20 protein-coding genes and 1 pseudogene are annotated in these 22,066 nt (G+C 68.0%); 7 read left to right on the forward strand and 14 right to left on the reverse strand.

From position 1 onward, the window contains the following. Positions 1–6: 6 nt before the first annotated feature. On the reverse strand, positions 7–576 hold the full coding sequence (locus ACZ7PG_RS45485; protein ID WP_470245427.1) for a hypothetical protein: 570 nt from the start codon (positions 574–576) through the stop codon (positions 7–9). Between the two features lie 258 nt (positions 577–834). On the opposite strand from ACZ7PG_RS45485, the gene ACZ7PG_RS45490 reads away from it, so the two are divergent. Further along, positions 835–2,256 carry a M1 family metallopeptidase gene (locus ACZ7PG_RS45490; RefSeq protein WP_470245428.1) on the forward strand — a complete coding sequence of 474 codons (1,422 nt, stop codon included), beginning with the start codon at positions 835–837 and terminating at the stop codon, positions 2,254–2,256. A gap of 57 nt (positions 2,257–2,313) precedes the next feature. Here the strand turns inward: ACZ7PG_RS45490 and ACZ7PG_RS45495 are convergent, their stop codons facing one another. The 4 genes from ACZ7PG_RS45495 to ACZ7PG_RS45510 form a co-directional block, all read right to left on the reverse strand. Beyond that, positions 2,314–3,060, reverse strand: a complete 747-nt coding sequence (locus tag ACZ7PG_RS45495; RefSeq protein WP_470245429.1) for a Fe(II)-2OG oxygenase family protein — start codon at positions 3,058–3,060, stop codon at positions 2,314–2,316. Positions 3,061–3,138: 78 nt separating this feature from the next. After that, on the reverse strand, positions 3,139–4,155 hold the full coding sequence (locus ACZ7PG_RS45500; protein ID WP_470245430.1) for a TauD/TfdA family dioxygenase: 1,017 nt from the start codon (positions 4,153–4,155) through the stop codon (positions 3,139–3,141). Positions 4,156–4,241: 86 nt separating this feature from the next. Continuing rightward, complete coding sequence (locus tag ACZ7PG_RS45505; RefSeq protein ID WP_470245431.1) at positions 4,242–7,757, reverse strand: hypothetical protein; 3,516 nt, start codon at positions 7,755–7,757, stop codon at positions 4,242–4,244. Between the two features lie 43 nt (positions 7,758–7,800). Beyond that, complete coding sequence (locus tag ACZ7PG_RS45510; RefSeq protein WP_470245432.1) at positions 7,801–8,568, reverse strand: SMODS-associated NUDIX domain-containing protein; 768 nt, start codon at positions 8,566–8,568, stop codon at positions 7,801–7,803. Positions 8,569–9,256: 688 nt separating this feature from the next. On the opposite strand from ACZ7PG_RS45510, the gene ACZ7PG_RS45515 reads away from it, so the two are divergent. Genes ACZ7PG_RS45515 through vanX form a run of 3 tightly spaced genes read left to right on the forward strand, consistent with a single transcriptional unit; the run spans position 9,257 to position 11,905 of the window. Continuing rightward, positions 9,257–10,279, forward strand: coding sequence for a D-isomer specific 2-hydroxyacid dehydrogenase family protein (locus ACZ7PG_RS45515; protein WP_470245433.1), 1,023 nt, complete (start codon positions 9,257–9,259; stop codon positions 10,277–10,279). Beyond that, positions 10,266–11,300: a D-alanine--(R)-lactate ligase gene (gene vanA / locus ACZ7PG_RS45520; RefSeq protein ID WP_470245434.1), complete on the forward strand. Its 1,035-nt coding sequence runs from the start codon at positions 10,266–10,268 to the stop codon at positions 11,298–11,300. The genes ACZ7PG_RS45515 and vanA overlap by 14 nt, the downstream gene beginning before the upstream one ends. Then, positions 11,297–11,905, forward strand: coding sequence for a D-Ala-D-Ala dipeptidase VanX (gene vanX, locus ACZ7PG_RS45525; protein ID WP_470245435.1), 609 nt, complete (start codon positions 11,297–11,299; stop codon positions 11,903–11,905). Before vanA ends, vanX begins: the two co-directional genes overlap by 4 nt. Before the next feature lie 6 nt (positions 11,906–11,911). Here vanX and ACZ7PG_RS45530 read toward each other — a convergent pair whose 3' ends face one another. Next, on the reverse strand, positions 11,912–12,991 hold the full coding sequence (locus tag ACZ7PG_RS45530; RefSeq protein ID WP_470245436.1) for a sensor histidine kinase: 1,080 nt from the start codon (positions 12,989–12,991) through the stop codon (positions 11,912–11,914). Between the two features lie 7 nt (positions 12,992–12,998). Further along, positions 12,999–13,658, reverse strand: a complete 660-nt coding sequence (locus ACZ7PG_RS45535; RefSeq protein WP_470245437.1) for a response regulator transcription factor — start codon at positions 13,656–13,658, stop codon at positions 12,999–13,001. Positions 13,659–13,745: 87 nt separating this feature from the next. Between ACZ7PG_RS45535 and ACZ7PG_RS45540 the strand changes: the two genes are divergently transcribed. Continuing rightward, on the forward strand, positions 13,746–14,165 hold the full coding sequence (locus tag ACZ7PG_RS45540; RefSeq protein WP_470245438.1) for a M15 family metallopeptidase: 420 nt from the start codon (positions 13,746–13,748) through the stop codon (positions 14,163–14,165). Here ACZ7PG_RS45540 and ACZ7PG_RS45545 read toward each other — a convergent pair. The 3 genes and pseudogenes from ACZ7PG_RS45545 to ACZ7PG_RS45555 all read right to left on the reverse strand — a co-directional run bounded on the left by ACZ7PG_RS45545 (position 14,148) and on the right by ACZ7PG_RS45555 (position 16,903). Continuing rightward, positions 14,148–14,573, reverse strand: a complete 426-nt coding sequence (locus ACZ7PG_RS45545; RefSeq protein WP_470245707.1) for a hypothetical protein — start codon at positions 14,571–14,573, stop codon at positions 14,148–14,150. The genes ACZ7PG_RS45540 and ACZ7PG_RS45545 overlap by 18 nt on opposite strands. 1,002 nt (positions 14,574–15,575) lie before the next feature. Beyond that, positions 15,576–15,938 (reverse strand): annotated as a pseudogene (locus tag ACZ7PG_RS45550) (NAD-dependent epimerase/dehydratase family protein); the annotation flags it as partial. After that, on the reverse strand, positions 15,935–16,903 hold the full coding sequence (locus ACZ7PG_RS45555; RefSeq protein ID WP_470245439.1) for a ScbA/BarX family gamma-butyrolactone biosynthesis protein: 969 nt from the start codon (positions 16,901–16,903) through the stop codon (positions 15,935–15,937). The pseudogene ACZ7PG_RS45550 and the gene ACZ7PG_RS45555, both read right to left, overlap by 4 nt. 206 nt (positions 16,904–17,109) lie before the next feature. Here ACZ7PG_RS45555 and ACZ7PG_RS45560 point away from each other — a divergent pair, with 206 nt between their 5' ends. Continuing rightward, on the forward strand, positions 17,110–17,739 hold the full coding sequence (locus ACZ7PG_RS45560; RefSeq protein WP_470245440.1) for a ScbR family autoregulator-binding transcription factor: 630 nt from the start codon (positions 17,110–17,112) through the stop codon (positions 17,737–17,739). Positions 17,740–17,797: 58 nt separating this feature from the next. Here ACZ7PG_RS45560 and ACZ7PG_RS45565 read toward each other — a convergent pair whose 3' ends face one another. After that, a complete protein-coding gene (locus ACZ7PG_RS45565) occupies positions 17,798–18,415 on the reverse strand; it encodes a ScbR family autoregulator-binding transcription factor (protein WP_470245441.1) in 618 nt (205 codons plus the stop codon). A 294-nt stretch (positions 18,416–18,709) separates the two neighbouring features. Between ACZ7PG_RS45565 and ACZ7PG_RS45570 the strand changes: the two genes are divergently transcribed. Continuing rightward, positions 18,710–19,474 (forward strand): AfsR/SARP family transcriptional regulator, encoded by a 765-nt coding sequence (locus ACZ7PG_RS45570; RefSeq protein ID WP_470245442.1) that lies wholly within the window; start codon positions 18,710–18,712, stop codon positions 19,472–19,474. A gap of 71 nt (positions 19,475–19,545) precedes the next feature. On the opposite strand, the gene ACZ7PG_RS45575 is transcribed toward ACZ7PG_RS45570, so the two are convergent. From ACZ7PG_RS45575 to ACZ7PG_RS45585, 3 genes are all read right to left on the reverse strand, one after another. Then, positions 19,546–20,121, reverse strand: a complete 576-nt coding sequence (locus tag ACZ7PG_RS45575) for a methyltransferase domain-containing protein (RefSeq protein WP_470245443.1) — start codon at positions 20,119–20,121, stop codon at positions 19,546–19,548. Between the two features lie 129 nt (positions 20,122–20,250). Next, the gene (locus ACZ7PG_RS45580; protein ID WP_470245444.1) at positions 20,251–21,078 is read right to left on the reverse strand and encodes an ABC transporter permease; all 828 of its coding nucleotides are present in this window, start codon (positions 21,076–21,078) and stop codon (positions 20,251–20,253) included. After that, a complete protein-coding gene (locus ACZ7PG_RS45585) occupies positions 21,075–22,001 on the reverse strand; it encodes an ATP-binding cassette domain-containing protein (RefSeq protein ID WP_470245445.1) in 927 nt (308 codons plus the stop codon). The genes ACZ7PG_RS45580 and ACZ7PG_RS45585 overlap by 4 nt, the downstream gene beginning before the upstream one ends. Positions 22,002–22,066 lie beyond the last annotated feature (65 nt).

The raw sequence follows: 22,066 nt of genomic DNA on the forward strand, positions 1-22,066 counted from the left end.
TCCGGTTCAGTCCTTTTCTGCTTCGAGTTCCATGGGACTGACCCAGAAGAACTCACCCGCGGAGTCGTAGTCGTAGAGGACAACGCGGCTGCCCACGCCGAGGTTGCCTTCGCCCGCCAGTCGAATTTGGATGATCGCCGACGAGCCGTCGGCCGCGGTGGCTTCGGCCTGCCCGAAGTCCTCGGTGACGCTCGACGTCCGCACGACGGCGACCCGGCCGACGAAGTCCTGCCGCGTCGGCTCGGCCCCGGCGAAGACCCGCCTCAGGGGCATGACGACCAGCCGCGTCCCGAGCGCCCCGCCGACGAGCGCTCCAACCAGGACGCCGATCCCGAGGGGGATCCGCAGGGGCGCGTCTTCGATGAGGACCGTGCCGACGAGGCTGAGGAACCAGCTGAACGCGACAAGCAGCGACAGCGAGAGGGACAGCGGGACGCCGCCGAAGAACCCGATGTCACCGTCTTCGATGTCGAGGACGCCGAGCAGGGCCAGCCCCCAGTAGCCGATCACGACGACCAGCAGGAAGCTGAAGAGCACGGCAGGAAATGCCAAAGCCGCGGAGACGAACCCGCTCATCGTTTTTCTTCCCCCCAAGGACGGGCCCGGCAGTGCAAGGCCCTGGCCAGCGACTATATCGGGCAAGCAAGAGGGCGGGTGAACATTTCGGACACGAAGCGGTCACGCGCGAGACGGCTCGAACGAGACCTGGGGGTGACACTTCGCTTCTGAGTGGTCACGTTTCGTCGACGCAGAACACCGTCGACGAGCGTGCCGGTTGATCCGTGTGGCGGGTCGGACCTACTCTTCAGCGTCGATGATTGCCGAGGAGGACCCATGCGAGGCGTCAACCGTAGCCGTGGCCACTTGGTGATCATTTCCTGTGCACTGTCCGTAGGTCTGCTGGCCGCGACGAGCCCGGCGGCTGATGCGGCACAGGCGCCGCGGTACTCCCCCGGCGCGTCGGGCGCCGGGGATCCGTACTTCCCCGACATGGGCAACGGCGGCTACGACGTCGGCCACTACGACATCCGGCTGGCCTTCAGCCCCAAGACCAAAGCGATCGACACGACCACGACGATTTTCGCCACGGCCACCCAGGATCTCTCCCGCTTCGACCTGGACTTCCAGGGACCGTTGACGATCAGCAAGCTCTCGGTGAACGGCCAGAACGCCACCTTCACCCGCAGCGGTGCCCAGGAGCTGGTGATCACCCCGCCGTACGGCCTGCGGAAGGGCAGCCCGTTCGTCGTCTCGGTGAGCTATGCCGGCGTCCCACAGAAAATCGACGACCCCGCGCTCGGCCTGTCCGGCTGGGTCGCCACCAAGGACGGTGCGATCGCGCTCAACCAGCCGATCGGCGCGGCGACCTACTACCCGGTGAACGACACCACCGACGACAAAGCGACCTACACGCAGACCATCACCGTCCCGACCGGACTCACCGTGGTGGCCAACGGCGAACCCGGGCCCACCACCACGCGCGATCACCAGACCACCTTCCGCTGGTCCATGAACCGGCCGATGGCCAGCGAGCTGGCCATGATCGCGATCGGGAACTACAACGTCACCCGCGGTGTGACGGCCGGCGGCCTGCCGAACATCACCGCGATCGGCCAGTCGATCGACACCAAACCCGGTCAGGGCAAGGTGTTCAACCAGACCACGGCGCAGGTCATCCAGTGGGAATCGTCGGTGTACGGGCAGTACCCGTTCGACTCGACCGGCGGCATCCTCGCCGACGTCGGCGTCGGCTACGCCCTCGAGACCCAGAGCCGGCCGGTCTACGACCAGAGCACCAGCGACGTCGACGGCGACCTGCTCGCCCACGAACTCGGCCACCAGTGGTTCGGCGACAGCCTCACGCCGGTGCACTGGTCGGACATCTGGCTCAACGAAGGCTTCGCGACCTACTCGGAGTGGCTCTACCAGGAGAAGTTCAACGGCGTCCCGGTGCAGCAGACTTTCGCGAAGACGTACGCCGACGAGAAGGACTGGAGCGGCGCGGTCGCCGACCCCGGACGCGATCGCATCTTCGACGACCTGGTCTACAACCGCGGCGCGATGACACTGCAGGCGCTGCGCATGAAGATCGGCGACCGCGCTTTCTTCGGAGTGCTCAGGTCATGGCCGACGGCTCACCGGTACGGCAATGTCTCGACGCGGCAGTTCATCCAGTTCGTCGAGCGGCAGACCGATCGCAACCTCGATTCGTTCTTCCGCACCTGGCTCTATCAGCCGGGCAAGCCGACTCTCTGACCACGTCAGGGAAGGCGTGTTGCGGCGGAGACGTCCGGACTCGGTGTGTGATTTGCTTCAACCGATGGTGGCACTCCAGAGTTCGCGAGGATTGCAGAGGCGTTCGCCTAGAGCACCTGTCCGGGATCCCAGTATCGACTCCCTGCCGTGACCCCAGCGGTCGTTATCCACCAGAAGAAGGTCACCGGAAGCCAGGGGAACTCGCCTCGCGACTTCCTTAGCCACCACCGCTAGCCGCTGAACCGCTCGCGTGCCAGGGTGCTGCGGGGCAGCTGAAACCAGGAAGTCCACCAGGTCGCCCTTGAGGCGGATGCCAATGTCATCCGGATCCTGCGCGGTCGCAAGTTCGTAAGCGACGGCTCGCTCGATGCCGTCGGGGAAGGGAACATCAGAGAACAACCGGACGACCTCAGCGGCGCCGGACGCATCGGACCTCATCAGACTGACGACCTCCTGCCACTGGACGAGCAGGGATTCTCCGTTCTCGCCCGGCGAGCGATTCTGCCAGCCCCGGTCGACCATGAGCATACTGAAGAACGGCGGCCTGGGCCATCGCAACGACTGGGACGAGTGCGGATCGAGTGGCCCGTCGACAGCATGCGCTTCACCGATCGCGGCGGCCGCGGGTTCGTAGCGGACCCGCCAGACGGCCGGATTTCCGGGATGGATTCCCGCTGTGTTTCCGTAGTATCGGAGCGGTTCGCCGAGCTTTTCGAGGAAGGCGACGTAGGCCGACACATCTACGGGAAAGCCAGAAATCCTCAGGATGCCGGTTGACACCAGAGTCTTCTTGACTTCGCCCACGAACTCATCGGCGTCGTCACGGCCTGGCGCCGACAGAGTCGGCGGCGAGTAATAACGCATTAGAATCCAATCGTCAGCTCATCCGACGTAGGGAACTGTCTTCGCCGCAACCCCGTCGTTTTTCCAGCCGTCCAGTAACTCCAGGTCATGACGAACGATCCGGCCATTTTGGACATCGCCACCCCTGCCGATCATCGTCCTCCGCAGCCATCGGTCGGTGCCGTCAAATTTGGCCACGAACGAAGATCTCGAATGAGCCGCTCTTCGGTTGTCGACGATAAGGAGGCTACCCTCAGCCAGGGTCCCGGCCACAGCGACCTTTTCCGCCGCACATTCTGCTCGCCGCATCGCCCGTGCCGCGGCGGCGGTGGTCGGTGTCAGCAAGGCCGGCTCGAATCGGAGACATGGCCCTATGACCGAATCCGTGATGAGTGGAACGCACGGCCGAGGGTCACTTTCGGTTATCGCCCGTCCGGCGTTGGTGTAACCACCGTGGAGACGGGCCAGGTCGAGAGCAAACAAAGGATCCCGAAGGATCGCGCGATCGTCGCCGCTCAACTGCGCTTCGATGTCGGCGAGGCCGGCGATGTTGGTGGATGCCGGCCGGTCGGACGGCGACCGCAGGCAGTGGAGCAAGAGAAATTCAGGCGGCTGGGGATGAAAGAACATCTCGGTGTGCATCCCAAGATCGACCGCGGAACTCTGGCTCGAGACCGCGTTGGCATTTCTCCGCGTCGGATAGACATCGTGGAACACCGCTCCGTCTCGCTGGTCCAGGTACGAGATCGGAAAACCGAGGGCCGCGGTAAACACCATCGTCACCGATTCGCTGACGCGATCTCGGGTCAGCCGTCGCCATGACTCCGTCACTGCCGGAGTGGGCGGCAGGTCGGAAACGTCCGGCAGATTCGTGACGCATAGTTCAGGTCGATCCGCCTTTCCGTCGGCCAACTCTCCCACGCGATCTCGCGTTTCCGCGGTCAGCGAGTACCACATGTCCGCCGCTTCGCGCGCCAGCGTACCCAGATCCTTATAAGGATCCGCTTCCGTCGTCGTTGCCCATTGACAGAGGGAATCACGTTCCCGATCGGCCAACGAATGGGTGTTCCAGTGTCTGATTGAGCCCTTCAAGTGATCCTCGATTCATCTTTCACTTATAGTCGCAGATTCGTCGGAGCCTGTTACGTCGCACGATCCGCATCGAGGTTCGCGGGCGGCACGAACAGTTCTGGCGGCAGCCGGTTCAGCGGCCACGTTGTGTACACTGCCCTAAGCGCCAGATCGGTCTCCGTCTCGGCGAGGTAACCGAGGAGCCTTAACGCGTGCTCGTACCGCACTCGTGCGAAGCGTACGAATTCTGCGTCCTTGTGCTTCGTAACCTTTTTCGGCAAATAGCCCACGAGAAAGACCGCGCGGGCGAAGGCAAATATCCGATAGATCCGCTTCAGGGCGTCTTCGTCGATCGGATACGAGGCCCCGACCGCCGCCAGTTCGGCGAGGTAGGCACGGCACAACCGGATCCGGTGATCGAATTCCTCGTCCGACACCGGCAGCATCGCATGATCCTCGATCAGTTGAACCACCTCGTAGAGCAGGGGATGCTGCGGATGCTCCTCGAGGTCCAGCGCCACCACCCCATTGGACGGCAAGATCAGCCAGTTCTCGGCGTGACTGTCGCGGCCGGGCATCGACACGGACAGGATCCGAGCGTATCCGGCCCACCCGGCGGCGAGAGCGACTGGGTTTGCCACGCCGACGCGCGCGGCAAATCGCTTCAGAGTGTCCCCGGCATGGAGGAGCGCGATGCTGTCACGATCGTCGGTACCGCCACCGAGTGCGCAATGAATTCGCGCCAGGAAGCGAAGGGTGCGTTCAGCGGCTCGCGAGACCACCGAGGCAGGGCGTCCGGCGGCGATCAGCTCTGCCAGGCTGTTCCCCACTGCACGTCGCGTCACGTAGGCGCTGTTGACCACTACCCCTTCATCGGTGCAAGTTTCGGACACCGAAGTCCAGCCGACGACGACCGGCACCTGCATCCACGGTGGCGCACCGGCGGTCTCGAGGACCCTTCCCATCGAAAGCGTTCGCTCCGCCTCACCGGCGGCCTGTTCTTGTTGCCCCGGCTTGATGACCAGCGCCTGGGACAGCAGCCGGTGCGGGTCATTGAGCACGAACGCCTTCGACCGGCCACCCAGGACGTGCTGACGGAATTGATCGTTCCGGGCAGCACGAGCCGCCACCTCCTGGCGGAGAGCCACGGGCTCTTCCACCAGGAACAGCCGTACGAGCTGCTGGTCTAGATCGCGCCGGGTCGCAGTCACCTCCGCGATCTCCGCAAGGCCTGCCGACTCTGCGAGATCGAGCAGCTGTACCAGCGGCCACGGCCACTTCTCGTCCGCCAGTGCGGCCTGCCAGGCGAACACCACGGCGGCCACGAAATCGTCGGGGTCCCCCTCCATCTCCCAGAGTTCCCGGTGAGCGGCTGCGCTGACGCTCCAGTTCTCCCGCGCACTACGTCCGGATGCGCCCCGCTCCCGTGCGGTCGCCTTGTGCGACAGCGCCGCGCGGTACGAGCCGGGGGAACGGGTCTCGCGGCCCAGGCGGTAGTGCGCGTCGCCGAGCAGCCCGGACAGGGCCATCGAACCGTTGCCCGCCGAAGCGGATCGTTCAAGCCAGGTGATCGCGGCGGTCAAGTGGCCAGGATCGCGGGACAAGGCGTGGCGTCTCAGGTGAGCCTCGCCGAGATAGCTGGTCGTTTCCATGACCGGCAGCATGTACCGCGGCTCGGGGTCAGCATCTCGCTCGATGGTGGTTTCGGGCAGGGAATCGAGTGGAGTCCTGGCCACCAGCGCGAGAATCGCCGCGACGGACTCTGCCTTCAGCACGTCTTCCCGGTCCCAAAGTTGCTCCAGGCAGTCGATAGCCTCGCCGAAGAGCAGATCCGCCTCCTGCTGCTCCTGATGACGGCGTGCTTTGCCGTGGTGAAGTGCCGCCAAGCCGAGACCCCACTGCAGCCGGGGCTCAGGTTCCCCCTGCGGCGGCATCGCGTTGCGAAATGCGGTGTAAGCCTGAGAAATCCAGTCCCGTCGCTTTACGTCCGGTGAGCCGGCGTCGTCCGGTTTCTCGTTGCCGACGTTCGGCAGACCGCCGTTCGACGATTGGGCAGGCCAGCTGCCCAGCTGCGCACAAAGCCGGCCGATGCGTTCGTACAGCCAGCGGTCGATGTCATCACGGCCGGCACGACCGAGCTCGGCACGCAGCCGGCCGATCACCGCCACGATCCGTTCGCGATCGGTCATGGGCTGATCGTCGGCGTACCCCAGGCGGACGGCCGCCCCGGCCAGTGGCCACATCATCACGCGGACGTCGCTCGGCAACGACAAGGCACCGTCCAGGTGAACGCGCAACCGTTTGGCGTCGACCTGAGACTTCTGACCGAGCAGGACAGCCAGCCCGAGAACGTGGTGCAGAGCGGTGAGAGCGTCCTGCGTGTGCGATGGCACTTCTCCCGGATTCGCCCGGCAGTACTCGTGACCTTCGGTGGCCAGCGGAAGCGCCTCTTCGAATCTCTTTTCGCGCTGAAGCTCCCGGGCGCGCTGCAACAATGCCGCAGGCAGGGCCTTGCCCCGCAACTTGGCCCCGGGGGCACCGCAGTAGCGCAAGTCCAGGATGGCCTCGTCCAACCAGTCTCCAGTCGGCTGTGCGAACGAGCGCAAGTGCCACGCGACACGTTGCCGGGCAATACCACGTTTGGCTTTAACGAAGTCGTCAATCAGCAAGTCTCGAGCCCGATACCGCAGCGCCTCGGTGTAGCTGCCGACCGCTTCCGTGTACAACGCGAGAACGGGATTTTCCCAGTCGGGCAGCGAATCTGCCTCGAACGCAGGCTCCGTGTCTTGCGAGTCGTCGTCACCGGTCTCGACGCCCCGCAGACCCGCTCCGTATGCCAGAAACTGGGCCCAAGCGGTCTGCAGGTCGCCCACGCACGCGAGCCATTCGCGTCCCTGCACCTGATGGCCGGCCGCCTCCGCGAGGACACGCTCGGCGTCGGTGCGCACATCCTCCCCCAGCTCCAACAGGCGTTTGACAGCTTCCAGCCGGTAACAGAAGTGCTGCGTGGAATGGTCGCCCGATGCGTAGGCCTTCGCGAAGTCCGTGACGGCCCCGCGCAGCAGAGGACCCGGATGGGCACTCTTGCGGGCGAGTACGAGACTGGCAACAGCTCGCTGGCCGCGCCAGATCATCGCCCTTCTCCCCGTCAGCCGCGCGCGCTCGACGATCTGCCAGCCGGAGAACGACTCGGCGAGGCAGGCTCGCGCCAGAACGTCCATGCCGCCTCTGGCCAGCAGCTCCCGGTGGCGGTCGTAGCACATACCGGCCAGTCGCACGTTGATTTCCAGCCACGTGTCAGCCCAGTTCAGCGTCGACGGCAGGTATGCCGCCGCCTCCTGCGGCGCCATCGACGCGGCATGGTGCACACCGAGGACAGTCGTCAGATCACGCACGCATGGTTCGACGCCCGCGTCGAGCAGGGCCTTCCACACCCGGCCCAGCACGCGTGGCGCGGTCGCGCGATCGAAGAGACCCGCAAACGAGGCAGAATTCAGGCGCGCCACCGCCTCGTCGACGATCTCGACGGTGAGCTCGATACCGATCGCGGCAAGTCGCTCGCGGATCTCGTCGAGGTACTCGGCCACGTTTCGACAACCCTCCGGTCCCGGGTGTTCATTGATGCACACGTCACCGCAATGCGGGCTGGTCTTCCCGGCTTCGTGCCCGGCCGATCAGGAAGGCCGAATGTGGGGCTACGATGTACTGTCTCTGCCTGCCGCTGCGCACGTCATTGCTTCCGACGGCAAGCACCTGCGTCTCGGCATCGTCACGCCCGAGCTCGATCAATCTTCTGATCAGCGTGATCGGTTCGGGGCTGTTTCCGACAAGGTCATAAACCTCGAAGTGACGCATGTTTTTGTAGGGCTCGCCCGGCGCACGCCGAGGGCGTTCGAAAACATGTCGGACGAGCTCGAACTCCAGGGCATCGGTCAGCGGCACCAGCTCCGGGTGGCCGATCTCGACGAGCTCCTCACGCAACTCCCGACGCAGGCATTCTGGCGCTGTCTCGCGATCCTTGCCCGTAGCGAACCACCGCATGAACGCGACCGCGTGGATCGGCTTGAGGTAGCCGCGAAGATCCCGCTCCATTGTCGTCTGCCGGTCCGCAACCCGTTGCTCGATGAAGTCGATCCGGTCGAGCGCCTGCTGCGCATGGGGCGCGCGCTTGAACACGCCACCGGGCGGGCCGTAAGTCTGCGGCCTGTACGGCTGATGGAACAGCACATAGCAGTCGTCATCCTTGATCCGCAACAGCGCCGCCACGGACACCCTCACCGTGCCGAACGGCCACAGAGTCGTCGGCAGCAAGCCGAGGAAGCCGCGGTGGCGCCAAGCCAGTGACGACAACGCGAGCAGAGCCGCGACGATCAGACCGGAAACAATGTCGACCCACATGCCCGATCAGTCGCCGGCCCGGAACTTCCTGTTACGCGCTTTTTTCTGCCACCCGAAGGGGTTCTGCGGTTGGCTCCAGGAACACACTCCGCCGGTATAGTCACCAGGCTGATCATCCGACGCGTGCGACCCTGCCAGGCTCCTGACCCAGCCGAGCCGTGACGGCCTCACGGGTCGGCTCCAACTCGTCGAAGTCGACCGAGGGATCTCCGATGAATGCCGTGAACGTCTTGCGGTGGTCCTCGGTCGCCATGGCCGCCAGGTCTGCCGGGTGAGCCTGGCTCCAGGACAGGCGGTACCTGCTCTCGACCGTGCCCCGGAGTGCTTCTCATCGAGCACCTCGAGCACGTCCGCCTCCGTGGGCGCTGCCACGTGGCGATACATAGTCGCGTGCGGGATGTCCGATGGCCCCTCGTGCAATGGGGCCGTCGTGGCCGGGCGGCCGTCCAGGAACTTTCGCAGGATGCGGAGCCGCGATTCCCACACCGGGCGGGGCCGAAACCCACCGGGCTCCCGGCTGACCCACATGCTCCGCCGCGCGACGGCCCGGCGTGCGGCTTCGCTACCTGCTACCACCGGAACGAGCGTCGAGCGGGGCACGAACTGACATTACCGGTCGGTATGATATCGCCGGCTTATCGAAAACCGCATACGTGACGGCAACACGAGGCCGGTTTGACTGGCCGGCATGACCCACGGCGGACCAGCACGGACAGCGGCCGCGCCTCATCCGGCCGCGGCGGCGACGGGAATCACGATCTACGGGTGCGAGCCGGACGAGGCCGTCCTGTTCCGGGAACTGGCGCCTCGCTTCGGCGTCGTGCCGACCATCACCGACGCCGCCGCGTCCGAAGCCACCAGCGAACTGGCGGCCGGCAACCGGTGCGTCAGTGTCGGGCACAAGACCCGGATCACCGATTCCGCTCTCTTCGCGCTCAGCCGGGCCGGGGTGGAGTACATCTCCACGAGGAGCGCCGGGTTCGACCACATCGACGTCGACTACGCGCGGCGCGTCGGCATTTCCGTGGGAAATGTCGCCTACTCCCCCGACAGCGTGGCCGACTACACGTTGATGTTGATGCTGATGACGGCGCGGAACGCGAAATCCGTCCTCGGCCGCGCGGAGGTCCACGATTACCGGCTGGGTGAAGTACGCGGGAAAGAACTGCGCGACCTGACCATCGGGGTGATCGGGACGGGACGCATCGGCGCCGCGGTCATCGACCGGCTGCGGGGTTTCGGGTGCCAGACGCTCGCTTACGACAGCCGTCCGCAGACTTCCGCTGACTACGTTCCGCTCGACGACCTGCTCATGCAGAGCGACATGGTCACGCTGCACACGCCACTCGACGCCAGTACCCACCACCTCCTGGACCGCCGGCGCATCGAGCAGATGCGGCGCGGCGCGGTCGTCATCAACACCGGACGCGGGTCCCTGCTCGACACCGAAGCGCTGATCCTCGCGCTGGAGAGCGGAAAGCTGGGCGGCGCGGCCCTGGACGTCCTCGAAGGCGAAGAAGGAATCTTCTACGCCGACCGCCGGAACGGACCCGTCGGAAGCGAAGCACTGCTGAAGCTGCAAAGAATGCCGAATGTGCTGATCAGCCCGCACACCGCGTACTACACGGACCACGCACTGAGCGACACCGTCGAAAACAGTCTCGTCAACTGCCTGACCTTCGAAAGCGGGAAACAGCATGGACAAGGTTAAAGTCGGAATCATCTTCGGAGGATCCACCGAAGAACATCCCGTTTCCGTCAAATCCGCGCGAGAGGTCGCGAAACACCTCGACACCGAGAAGTACGAACCGTTCTGGATCGGGATCACGAAGACCGGTGAGTGGCGGCTGTGCGACGGCCCCGGCGAGGGCTGGGAAGACGGCCGTCCGGTGGTGCTCTCGCCAGACCGGAGCGTCCACGGACTGCTCGTCCTCGAGCGGGGACGGTACGAGACGATCAGGCTGGACGTCGTGCTGCCCCTCCTGCACGGCAGGCTCGGCGAGGACGGCGCGATGCAGGGTTTAGCCGAACTCGCCGGCGTCCCCTACGCCGGCTGTGACGTCCCGAGTTCCGCTCTGTGCATGGACAAGTCGCTCACCTACCTCGTCACCGGAAACGCGGGAATCGCGACGCCGGAGTTCCGGAGCGTCACGGCGGACGAGACCGTCGATCCCGCCGGGCTCACCTATCCCGTCTTCGTCAAGCCGGCCCGTTCGGGGTCGTCTTTCGGCGTCAGCAAGGTATCCCGCGAGGAGGACCTGCCGAGCGCGGTCGAGACCGCGCGGCGGTACGACTCGAAGGTGCTGATCGAGGCGGCGGTCGCCGGCAGCGAGATCGGGTGTTCGATCCTGGGGAACGACCAGGACCTGATCGCGGGCGAGCTGGACCGCGTCGCGCTTTCCCACGGCTTCTTCAAGATCCACCAGGAAAACGATCCCGAAAGCGGTTCCGAAAACTCGACGTTCATCGTTCCCGCGGACATCTCGGCGGAGTCGCGCGCGCTCGTCCAGGAGACGGCGAAGGCCGTCTACCGCGCCTTGGGCTGCCGGGGACTCGCGCGGGTGGACATGTTCCTGAAGGAGGACGGGACGGTGGTCCTCAACGAGGTCAACACCCTGCCCGGGCTGACTTCGTACAGCCGCTACCCGCGGATGATGGCGGCCGCCGGGTTGCCGCTCGGCGAGGTGCTCGACCGGCTGGTGTCGCTGGCCTTGACCGGGAAGTTCCAGTGAAGGACGACTTCGTCTTCGTGGACGAGTTCGCGCCCGGAATACGCTGGGACGCCAAGTACGCCACCTGGGACAACTTCACCGGCAAACCCGTGGACGGTTACCTGGCGAACCGGGTCGTCGGCACGAGAGCCCTGTGCACGGCCCTGGAAAGAGCGCAAGAGAAAGCCGGTTCCCTTGGCTTCGGCCTGCTCCTGTGGGACGGCTACCGCCCGCAGCGCGCCGTGGACTGCTTCCTGCGCTGGTCGCGGCGGCCCGAAGACGGCCGGACGAAGCCGCGGCACTACCCCAACATCGACCGGGCGGAGATGTTCGAAAAGGGTTATGTGGCCGCGAAGTCCGGGCACAGCCGGGGCAGCACCGTCGACCTGACGCTCTACCACCTGGCCACCGGTGAGCTCGCCGCGATGGGCGGTGACCACGACCTGATGGATGTGATCTCCCACCACGGCGCGACGGCGGTCACGCCGGCCGAAGCGAGAAACCGGCGTCACCTCCGGTCCGTGATGGAGACGTGCGGGTTCGCTCCGTACGACTCCGAGTGGTGGCACTACTCGTTGCGGGACGAGCCCTACCCGGACACCTACTTCGACTTTCCCGTCGGGTAGCCGCGGTCAGCGCAGCCACCAGCGCGGCAGCTCCACGCTGATGCGGAGGCCGCCGCCGGGGCGGGGAGTCAGGGTGAGGGTCCCGTCGTGGGCCTGGGTGATGCTCTTGACGATCGCCAGGCCGAGGCCGACCCCCGCGTGGTCGGCGCGGATGCGTTCGGTGCCGCGCCGGAACGGTTCGACGAGCGTGGAAACCAGCTGCGGGGTGAGCGGCTCGCCGGTGTTCTCGACGGTGAGCGCCACCGTCTTGGACCCGACGCCGGTCGTCACCCACACCGTGCCGCGGCCGGGCCGGTTGTGGACGATCGCGTTGTGCACGAGGTTCGTGGTCAGCTGTAGGAGAAGCGCCGGCGATCCGTGCGTGGGCGCGATTTCGCCGGACGTCTCGATGGCGAGGCCGCGCTTTTCCGCCAGGGGCAGCAGGGTTTCCGTGGCCTCTTCCGCGACGAGGGACAGGTCGACGCGTTCCCGGGTGAAGGAGCGCTGGTCGGCCTGGCTGAGCAGGAGCAGGGCTTCGGTGAGGTCGATCGCCCGCGTGTTGACGGCGTGGAGGCGGTCGACGAGCTCACCGGAGAGCTGCGCCGGATCCGTGCGGGCCACCTCGAGCAGTGCCTGCGAGATCGCCAGCGGCGTGCGCAGTTCGTGGGAAGCGTTGGCGGCGAACCGCTGCTGCTCGGCGACGTGCGCTTCGAGGCGGGTGAGCATCGCGTCGAAGGCGTCGGCGAGCTCGCGGAACTCGTCCTTGCGGCCGTCGAGCCGGATCCGGTGGGACAGCGATCCGTCGGTGGCCATGCGGGTGGCGTCGGTGATGCGGGTCAACGGGGCGAGCATGCGGCCGGCGAGGATCCACCCGCCCAGGAGACCGAACACCAGCAGGAACACCACGACCACGCCCGCGGCCGACGTGAAGGTGCTCATCAGGGTGGCGCGGTTCAGCACCCCGCCGGGCATGACCGCGATTTCGGGCAGGTGGCTGCGCAGGAACGCCCACACGGTCAGGAGCAGCAGGGCGCCGGCGAGCATGAGGAAGCCGGCGTAGCTGACGGTGAGTTTGAGGCGGACGCTCAGCCCCGGCTTCCGGTCCACGGTCTCCTCAGGTGTCGATGCGGTAGCCGGCCCCGGCCACGGTGGCGATGACCCAGGGCTCGCCGAGTCGCTTGCGCAGGGCCGAAACCGTGATGCGCACGGCGTTGGTGAACGGGTCGGCGTTCTCGTCCCACGCCCGCTCGAGGAGCTCTTCGGCGCTGACGACACCGCCTTCGGCCGCGACGAGGACTTCGAGCACGGCGAACTGCTTCCGGGTGAGCGCGACGTAGTGGCCGTCGCGGTGGACCTCGCGGCGGAACGGGTCCAGGCGCAGGCCCGCGATCTCCCGGACGGGTGGCCGGTTGTGGGCGCGCCGCCGGTCGAGCGCCCGGAGCCGGAGCACGAGTTCCCGCAGCTCGAACGGCTTCGTGAGGTAGTCGTCGGCGCCGAGGCCGAACCCGGACGCCTTGTCGTCGATCCGGTCGGCGGCGGTGAGCATGAGGATCGGCATGCCGCTGCCTCCGGCGACGATGCGTTCCGCGACCTCGTCACCGGACGGGCCGGGGATGTCGCGGTCGAGGACGGCGATGTCGTAGGCGTTGACGCCGAGCAGTTCGAGGGCGGTGTCACCGTCGCCGGCGATGTCGGCGGCGATCGCTTCCAGGCGCAGGCCGTCGCGGACGGCTTCCGCCAGGTAGGGCTCGTCCTCGACGATCAGCACACGCACGGTTCCGATGCTACGAGCTGATCGATATCGCCGGCATATCGAAAGCGGGATACGGGCCGGCAACACGGCGTCGCTTTGACTGCGGGTATGTCTCCTGTGACGGTTTTCGACGAGACCCCGGCCGTGACCGGCCTCGACCCCGCGCTGCTCGACGCCTTGCGCCGAGCCTCGATGGACGCCGGGATCGCGTTCGTCGTCAACAGTGGCCGGCGTTCGCGCGAGTACCAGGCGAACCTGCTCGCGGCGGCGGTGGCGAAGTACGGGTCGCCGGCGGCCGCGGCCAGGTGGGTGGCGACGCCCGACACGTCCGCGCACGTTTCGGGGGACGCGGTGGACATCGGGCCCGCGGCGGCCCGGGCGTGGCTGTCCGCGCACGGGGCTCGGTACGGGCTGTGCCAGATCTACCGCAACGAACCGTGGCACTTCGAACTGCGGGCCGTCGAGCATGGGTGTCCGCCGATGTACGACGACCCTAGTTGCGATCCTCGGTTAGTTTTCCGGGAGTGACTCTCGGTACCAGTCCGTGGCCTCGGCCAGGCGGGAGCTCGGTGTGACGCCGGTTAGTTCCCAGATGCGGGTGCTCTCGTACCAATGATCCCGTGTGAGGAGGGAGTACTGGTGGTCGGTGAGCCACGGGAGGGCGGCTCGGGTGCGGTCGCGGTGTTCGGTCAGGGGCAGGTCGGTGGTGGGGGGTGGGAGGTCGAGCAGGTCGCACACGGCGGTGACCAGGGTGCGGATCGTGACCGGGAGGGGGTCGGCGACGTGGAGGACCTCGCTTGGCCGGGTCAGGCTGGGATCCATGGTCAGTGCGGTGATGGCGGCGGCCAGGTCGGCCACGGCGACTAGCGACGTGCGGGCCGTGCCGCCCTCGGCCCAGGCCGGGACCGCCTGGACCCAGCGGACCAGCGCGGGCACGACGTGGCGGTCGCCGGGGCCGTGGATGAGGTGCGGCCGTAGGACGGTGCCGCCGGCCGCCAGGACCAGCCGCTCCCCGGCCAGCCTGCTGCGGCTGGTGGGGGAGGTTGGGTCGGTGACCAGCTCGGAGTCTGGGGGTGGGGGGTTGTTTTGGGTGGTCGGTGGGCTTGGGTCCGTTGTCGGCTCGGGGTGCGGTCCTCGGCTCGCAACGCCACTCCCGGCGCCTGGCGTGCCCGGCTCGGGCCCGATGGGCGGGCGCTCGGCTGCCGGGTTGCCACGGCCGGTTGGCGGCCCCTGCTCCGCCACCAGCTCCGACCCAGCGTGCGCTCCCCGGCCCGCCAGGCCACTCCCGGCACCGGGCGCTCCGGGCTCGGGCCCTGTAGGCAGGCGCTCGCTCGACAAGCCATCGCAGCAGGTCGGCGGCCCCTGCACCGCCACCGACTTCGCCCCCGCGTGCAGCCTCTGATCCGCCACGCCATTCCTGCCGCCCGACCGTGCCGGCTCGGGCGCCGGACTGGGGCCGGCCGGCGGGCGTTCGCCCGCTGGCGCGCCCTGGCGGGCCGCAGACTCCGGCCCGTCCCCCGGGCCCGGATTCGCCTGCGGCTCGGCCGCTGACCCACCCCCGCTGGCCAGCGACCCCAACTCACCCCGCAAACCCCCGTCCGCCCGGGTCCGTGGCGGCCTCGGCTCGGCCGCTGACCCATCCCCGCTGGTCAGCGACCCGAACCCACCCGGCAAACCCCCGTCCGCCCGGGTCGGTGGCACCCCTGACCCATCCCCGCTGGCCAGCGACCCCGGATTCGCCTGCGGCTCGGCCGCTGACCCATCTCCGCTGGTCAGCGACCCCCACTCACCACGCGAACCCCCGTCCGCCCCGGTTGGTGACGGCCCCAGATCCGCCGCCATCCCAGCCCCTTCGGGCGGCGGGCCGGAGGCGGCCCCCAGGCCGCTCCGGTCCGCCATCCCTTCCGTCGGTACCTCTGCCCCCCGGTGAACTCCGTCCCGGTACACCGCGCACGTGCTCAGGTACAGCACCCTCCCCGTGCCGGCCCTCCGGACCTCCGCCAGGAGATTCGCCGTTCCTCGCTCGTTCACCGCCGTGCACAGGCCGGGATCCCCTCCGACCTGGGACGCCAAGTGCACCAGCGTCGAAATCCCCGTGCACGCCCCCGCCAGCGCCCCCGGGTCGGTGAGGTCGGCTCGCCACGTCCTCACTCCCGCGTCGGTCATCCATACCGGCGGGGGGCGTCGGACGAGGATGCGGACGCGGGGGCCCATTCCTCGTCCGAGCAGGTCGCGTAGTACCGCCGTGCCCACGAAGCCCGTCGCGCCGGTCAGCAGGATGTCCGGCTCACCCGCGCTCACGACAAGCGCATCCCCAGTGTTCCGCTCGCCGCCGTCGTGCCCTTCTGGCGGACTTCGACCCGGACCGTCCTCGTGCGCTCCGGTCCGGCCTTGTCCGCTTCGACCACCAACAGGCACTCGGAGTCGAACTCCACGTAGGTGTCGAACCGGAAGTCCGCGAGCGCCGGCAGGGCGTACGGGTCGCCGATCGCCAGCAGGGCCGCCTGGCGCGCTCCCTCCAGCAGCAGCATGCCCGGCACGTGGTCGGCCGGGTGGTCGAACAGCACCGCGTGGTCAGGGTCGAACCGCAGCGCCCACGTCCCCTCCTTCGGGGTGGCCGCCACCAGCACGTCCTCCGCGCGGTCCCGGCCGACCGACGCCGGGGCGACACCCGGCAGGGCCGCCGCCTGGAACGGGGTCGCCGCGAAGTGGTCGCCCCGGACCCGGCGGTAGACCGCCGAGGACACGCAGCGCCAGCGCTCCGACGCCGTCCCGATGCGACGGCCGTCGCGGAAGCACTCGAAGTCCAGCCGCATGCCGCCGACGTTCTTGCCGCGGTACTCGACGTCGTGCGCGGTGACCCTCAGCACCACGTCGACCGGCCGGCCCAGCGTGGCCAGCCCGGTCTCGTCGACCGAGTAATCCTTGCGGTCGGACAGAAAGCTGTGGCTCAGCGGAACGCCGTAAGCACGGTGCGCGATCAGCAACGCCGCCTGGCGGATGGTTTCCGCGTACAGCATCGGGTCGTGGAACACGGGCGTCCGCGGCCCGAAGAAGCTGTGCCGGCGCGGCCACTGCGCGCCCACCTCGAACCGGCCTTCGCCGAGGATGTTCAGATCGGTGACGAAGACCTCCGAGACGGCCGCGCGGTGCACGAGGCTCCGCGGGATCGTCTGCTGGAAGTCGACCGCGCGCGCCACGGCCACGTCGATGATCTTCGGATCGGAAATTTCGCGCGCAGACTCCTGAAGGATGGTGCCGACCATGACGGTCCTCCTAGAATTTGCTACCCCAGTACCCCAGTACTCCCCCGCTTCATTTGTAGCCGAACCGGACACCTAAAACCATACCAACCGAGCGGTTTTTTTTAGTGGCTTTCCCTGCCCCTGGGACGTAGACTGGCCATTGACGCATGAGGTACCGCCGAATGGTCTACTGTGGACCGGCCGGCCACGAGCGAGAGGGGCTGGGCGTGGCTCGCCAAGAACGTGCCGAGCAAACACGGAACGCGATCCTCGAGGCGGCGGCCTCCCGGTTCGACGCGGTCGGCTTCCTCGGCGCGAGCCTGTCGGACATCCTGACCGAAGCGGGTGTCACCAAAGGCGCGCTGTACTTCCACTTCAAGTCGAAGGAAGATCTGGCCGACGCGCTGATCGACGAGCAGTTCACCGTCTCGGACCCGCTCGCGGAGATCGAAAACCCGGGGCTGCAGACGGTCATCGACCTCACCCAGGGCATGGCGGCCAGCCTGCAGTCCGACGTCCGGGTGCGGGCCAGCATCCGGCTGGTCATCGAGCAGGGCTCGTTCATCTCGCCCGCGAACAACGCCTACAAGCGGTGGGTCGACACGCTGCACGCCTGCCTGCTCGCCGCGAAGGCGGCGGGTGACGTGCGCAAGGAGATCAACGCGCATGACCTCGCGCAGTTCGTGCAGGCGTCGTTCACCGGGATCCAGCTGAGCTCGCAGGTGCTGACCGGCCGGGCCGACCTGCTGGAGCGGATCACGTTCATGTGGAACACGATCCTGACGTCGGTGGTACCGCCGCGCCGGCTGCACCGGTTCCTGCCGGCGGGCACGTCGGCCGAGGCCGCCACGGTCTGACCACACCCGAGGAACGGGCGGCCGGGAACTCTGCCGGACCGCCCTCTTTACTTTCCCGTCACGCTCCCGCGCCCGCCGTCGGGCGCGGTGACCGCTCGGCCAGCTCGATCAGCCGCCACAGCTTTCCCAGCGTCACCGCGAGGTCGCTGTCCGGCACGACGATCCGGCTGGAGACCACGGATTCGAGGCCGACGCAGGTGACGACCACCAGCAGCTCCGCGGTCTCGAGCGGCACGTCGGCGCCGAGCTCGCCGCCGTCGATCGCATCGGCGACGTACTCGTGGATCTGCGCCAGCCAGGTGCGGGAGAACACGACGAACCGCTCGTCGACGGACCCCATCTCGCGGGCCATCCGGAAGCTGGCACCGACCTTCGGATCGGTTTCGAGCCAGTGCATGAGGGCGCGGCTGAGCTCGGCGAGGCGCCGCAGGGCGGGGCGTGCCACCGCCAGCTGACGGCCCACGTGCGCGCGCAGCACCTCCGTCGCGGCGATCTGCACCTCGTCGCAGATCTCGTCCTTGGAGGAGAAGTGGAAGTACAGGCCACCCTTGGTGACGCCGGCCGCCTGCGCGATGCCCACCATGCTGGTGGCGGCGTAGCCGTCCCGGTGCAGCAGCACGGCCGCGGCCTCCAGCAACAGGCGCCGCGTGTGTTCCGAGCGTGCCTGCTTGGTCACCGTCGGTCCCCTCCGCTCGTGCCGTTCCGGCGCAGGGACCCTGCGCGTCCCGATCATGATTACATACCAACCGCCCGGTTTACAACTAGGGGAACCCCAGAAATCGGCCCCTGGCAAGGCACTTGGCCACCGCTCGAAGAACAAACCGACCGACCTCCCGGTTTTGTCTTGAAAACCGACCTCCCGGTTTAGTACGCTGCCGGAGTGGGACCGGGCACATGGGCGCTGGAGGACACACTGGGGGCGCCAGGCCGGGCAGATCCGATCGACACGCGGACACCGGAGGCACTGGAAATGGACTACGAGATACTGGGGCAGATGAAAGTCGGCGGGCGGCCCGGCGTCAGCGCCCCGCGGGCGCGCAAGATCGAGACGCTGCTCGCCGTGCTGCTGGTCAAGCGCAACCAGGTGGCCACGACCGAGCACCTGATTGGCGAGCTCTGGGGAGAGCACCCGCCGGCCCGGGCGAGCGCCGCCCTGTACGTCTACGTCTCGCAGCTGCGGAAGCTCCTGCGCGGCACGGGTGACGACGTCGACGACAGCCCCGTCGTGACCAGCCCGCGCGGCTATTCACTGCACGTCACCGACGGCGAGCTCGACGCCGACCGCTTCACCCGCCTCTACGAGCGCGGCCGGGCCCTGTACTGGGACCGCAACTACAAGGAGGCCGCGGCCGTCCTGCGTCAAGCGGCGAACCTGTGGCGCGGCGAGGCGTTCGGCGGTTTCACCGACTCCCCCGACGTCCAGGCCTACGCCGCTCTGCTGGAGGAGACCCGGCTGGAGTGCCTGGAACTGCTGATGGAGACGGAGCTGCTGATCGGCCGGCACCGCGAGGTCGTCGGGCAGCTTTCCGCGCTGGCGAAGGAGCACACGCTGCGCGAGACGTTCTACGAGTACCTGATGACGGCCCTGCTGCGGTCGAACCGCCGGGCCGAAGCGCTGGAGACGTTCGCCTCCGCCCGGCAGCACCTCGTCCAGCAGCTGGGCATCGAGCCCGGCAGCTCGCTGCGGAAGCTGCACCACAGCATCCTCGTCGGCGAGATGTCGGACGCGGTCTGAGCACGCCCCCACGCCCAGCAGTCCGGGTCCCCGCCACCACGGCGGGGACCCGGCTTGCGTTAGGGCACTCGCTAGCTGCGGTAGAGCGAAACGACCTGGTCGCCGCACGCGGCGGGCTCGCCGTACCAACCGCCCCAGCGGCTGTCCAGCGCGAGGTCGGCCAGCTCGGCCATCAGGTCCAGCTCCGCGGGCCACACGTAGCGCAGCGGCACCCCGTCGCTCAGGAACAGCGTCTGGCGGGCGCAGTCGTGCCCGGTGACGAGCGGGTGCGCCGCCCAGCGGGCCGGGTCGGGGTGGAACCCCTGGACCACCAGCCCGCCGCCGGGACGCAGGAGCGTCGCGAGCCGGCGGACCAGGCGGACCTGCTCCCGCTGCACGAGCAGCCGCGAGAGGACGTCCGAACCGGCGTAGACGACGTCGAAGCGCTGGGTGGGCCGGCTGTCGAAGCTTGCCTCGGTGACGGCGTACCCCTCGGCCGCGAGAGTGTCGGCCACCGGGCCACCGCCCGGGACGAGCACGCGCGGACGTCGGGAGACGCGGTCGGCGACCTCGGCGACGAACGCCGCCGCACCGGCCGGGTCGGCGGCCAGCGGAGCGAACCAGGCGTCGAGGGTCACGGCCGGGTTCTCGGCGATGCGGGTCGGCATCGGGGCCACCTCACTTCACGGACTGGTCGGATGTTCTCCACGCAGAGTGCCGGACCGATCTAAAGTCGACCTAGCGCACGCGAAAAGGCGGCCCGTGCCGGAGCACGGACCGCCTCTCGCTTCGAGAGATCAGCCGCGAGCGCGCTGGTGGAACTTGCGGATCGCCAGGTAGGCGGCCCCGGCCGTGATGACGGTCCACCAGGCCAGCGCCAGCCAGCCGGTCGAGCCCAGGTCCGTGCCGTTCATCAGGCCGCGGAGGGCGTCGATGAGCACGGTCACCGGCTGGTTGTCCACGACCACCCGCAGCACCGACGGCATCGACGCCGTGGGCACCAGCGCGCTGGTGGCGTAGGGGACGAAGACGAGGATCATGCCGAGACCGCCCGCGCCTTCGACGGTCTTGGCGATCGACCCCAGGAGCGTCGCGAGCCAGAACACGCCGGTGGCGAACAGCGTCAGCAGGCCGATCGCGCCGAGCCAGCCGAGCACGCCCGCCGCGGGACGGAACCCGACGGCCAGGCCGACCGCGACCATCACCACGAACGAAAGCAGGCTGCGCAGCACGCCGGAGACGACGTGGCCGACGAGCACGGCCGGGCCCGCCATGGGCATCGACCGGAACCGCTCGACCAGACCCTGCGTGAGGTCCGAGGCCACGCCCACGACCGTGGACGTCGAGTTGAAGGCGACGCTGATGGCCAGCAGGCCGGGCACCAGGTAGTCGATGTAGGCCATGCCCGGGACGTTGATGGCGCCGCCGAACATGAAGCGGAACAGCAGCAGGAGCGTGATCGGCAGCGAGACCGCCTGGATCAGCATCTCCATGTTGCGCGCGATGTGCTTGACGTTGCGCCCGACCAGCACGCGGCAGTCGGACAGCGCCAGTGCGAAGGACGAACGGCTCGGGGTGTCGGGGATCTGCGTTCCCTCGACCTCCCTGGACAGGGTCTGGGTCATCGCTTCTCTCCCGCGGTTCCGGTAAGGGCGTGGAAAACGTCGTCGAGGGTCGGCTCGGACAGCTCGAGGCCGGTGGTCTCGAGGCCCGCGTCGGCGACCTGGTTGAGCACCCGCCGGACCTGGCCGGGCTGGTCGATGGCGACGCTGACCGTGTCGTCGATCAGCACGCCGCCGGTGATGCCGTACGCGCGCTCGGCTTCGGTGCCGGTGGCGAAGGTGAGCTTCAGCCGTTCGGTGCCGACCTTGCGCTTCAGCTCGGCCGCGGTGCCCTCGGCGACGACGCGGCCCTTGTCGATCACCGCGATCCGGTCGGCCAGCTGGTCGGCCTCCTCGAGGTACTGCGTGGTGAGCAGGATCGTGGTGCCGCCGTCGAGCAGCTCGCGGATCGCGTCCCACATCGCCGAGCGGCTGCGCGGGTCGAGGCCGGTGGTGGGCTCGTCGAGGAACAGCACCGGCGGCGAGGTGATCAGGCTGATGGCCAGGTCGAGCCGGCGGCGCATGCCGCCGGAGTAGGTCTTGACCTGGCGGTCGGCGGCTTCGGTCAGGTCGAACTGCGTGAGCAGCTCGGTGGTGCGGGTCTTCGCCGCGGCCGAGCCGAGGTGGAACAGCCGAGCCATCATCTGCAGGTTTTCGCGGCCGGTGAGCAGTTCGTCGACCGCGGTGTCCTGCCCGGTGAGGCCGATCTGCTCGCGCACCTTGCGCTTGGGCCCGTCGAGGTCGTGGCCGTTGATGGTCACGGTGCCGCCGTCGGCGTCCAGCAGGGTGCTCAGGATCCGCACGGTGGTGGTCTTCCCGGCGCCGTTCGGCCCCAGCAGCGCGAACATCGTGCCGCGCCGGACGCTCAGGTCGACGCTTTCCAGGACGTCCACGTCGCCATAGGACTTGCGCAGCCCCCGTGCTTCGATTGCGTAGCCGGTGACCATCGGTTACCTCTCCTCATTCGGGTCAAGATCGTGGTGAAGCCGGGGAACTGTCCGTTCCAGTGGGC

It is taken from the genome of Amycolatopsis sp. NPDC114504, from assembly GCF_055633595.1.

Excerpts from the sequence above, each read along its gene's own strand:
- ACZ7PG_RS45485 (WP_470245427.1), bottom strand. The coding sequence starts at position 576 with ATGAGCGGGTTCGTCTCCGCGGCTTTGGCATTTCCTGCCGTGCTCTTC.
- ACZ7PG_RS45490 (WP_470245428.1), top strand. The coding sequence starts at position 835 with ATGCGAGGCGTCAACCGTAGCCGTGGCCACTTGGTGATCATTTCCTGT.
- ACZ7PG_RS45510 (WP_470245432.1), bottom strand. The coding sequence starts at position 8,568 with ATGTGGGTCGACATTGTTTCCGGTCTGATCGTCGCGGCTCTGCTCGCG.
- ACZ7PG_RS45515 (WP_470245433.1), top strand. The coding sequence starts at position 9,257 with ATGACCCACGGCGGACCAGCACGGACAGCGGCCGCGCCTCATCCGGCC.
- vanA (WP_470245434.1), top strand. The coding sequence starts at position 10,266 with ATGGACAAGGTTAAAGTCGGAATCATCTTCGGAGGATCCACCGAAGAA.
- ACZ7PG_RS45540 (WP_470245438.1), top strand. The coding sequence starts at position 13,746 with ATGTCTCCTGTGACGGTTTTCGACGAGACCCCGGCCGTGACCGGCCTC.
- ACZ7PG_RS45555 (WP_470245439.1), bottom strand. The coding sequence starts at position 16,903 with ATGGTCGGCACCATCCTTCAGGAGTCTGCGCGCGAAATTTCCGATCCG.
- ACZ7PG_RS45570 (WP_470245442.1), top strand. The coding sequence starts at position 18,710 with ATGGACTACGAGATACTGGGGCAGATGAAAGTCGGCGGGCGGCCCGGC.
- ACZ7PG_RS45575 (WP_470245443.1), bottom strand. The coding sequence starts at position 20,121 with ATGCCGACCCGCATCGCCGAGAACCCGGCCGTGACCCTCGACGCCTGG.
- ACZ7PG_RS45580 (WP_470245444.1), bottom strand. The coding sequence starts at position 21,078 with ATGACCCAGACCCTGTCCAGGGAGGTCGAGGGAACGCAGATCCCCGAC.
- ACZ7PG_RS45585 (WP_470245445.1), bottom strand. The coding sequence starts at position 22,001 with ATGGTCACCGGCTACGCAATCGAAGCACGGGGGCTGCGCAAGTCCTAT.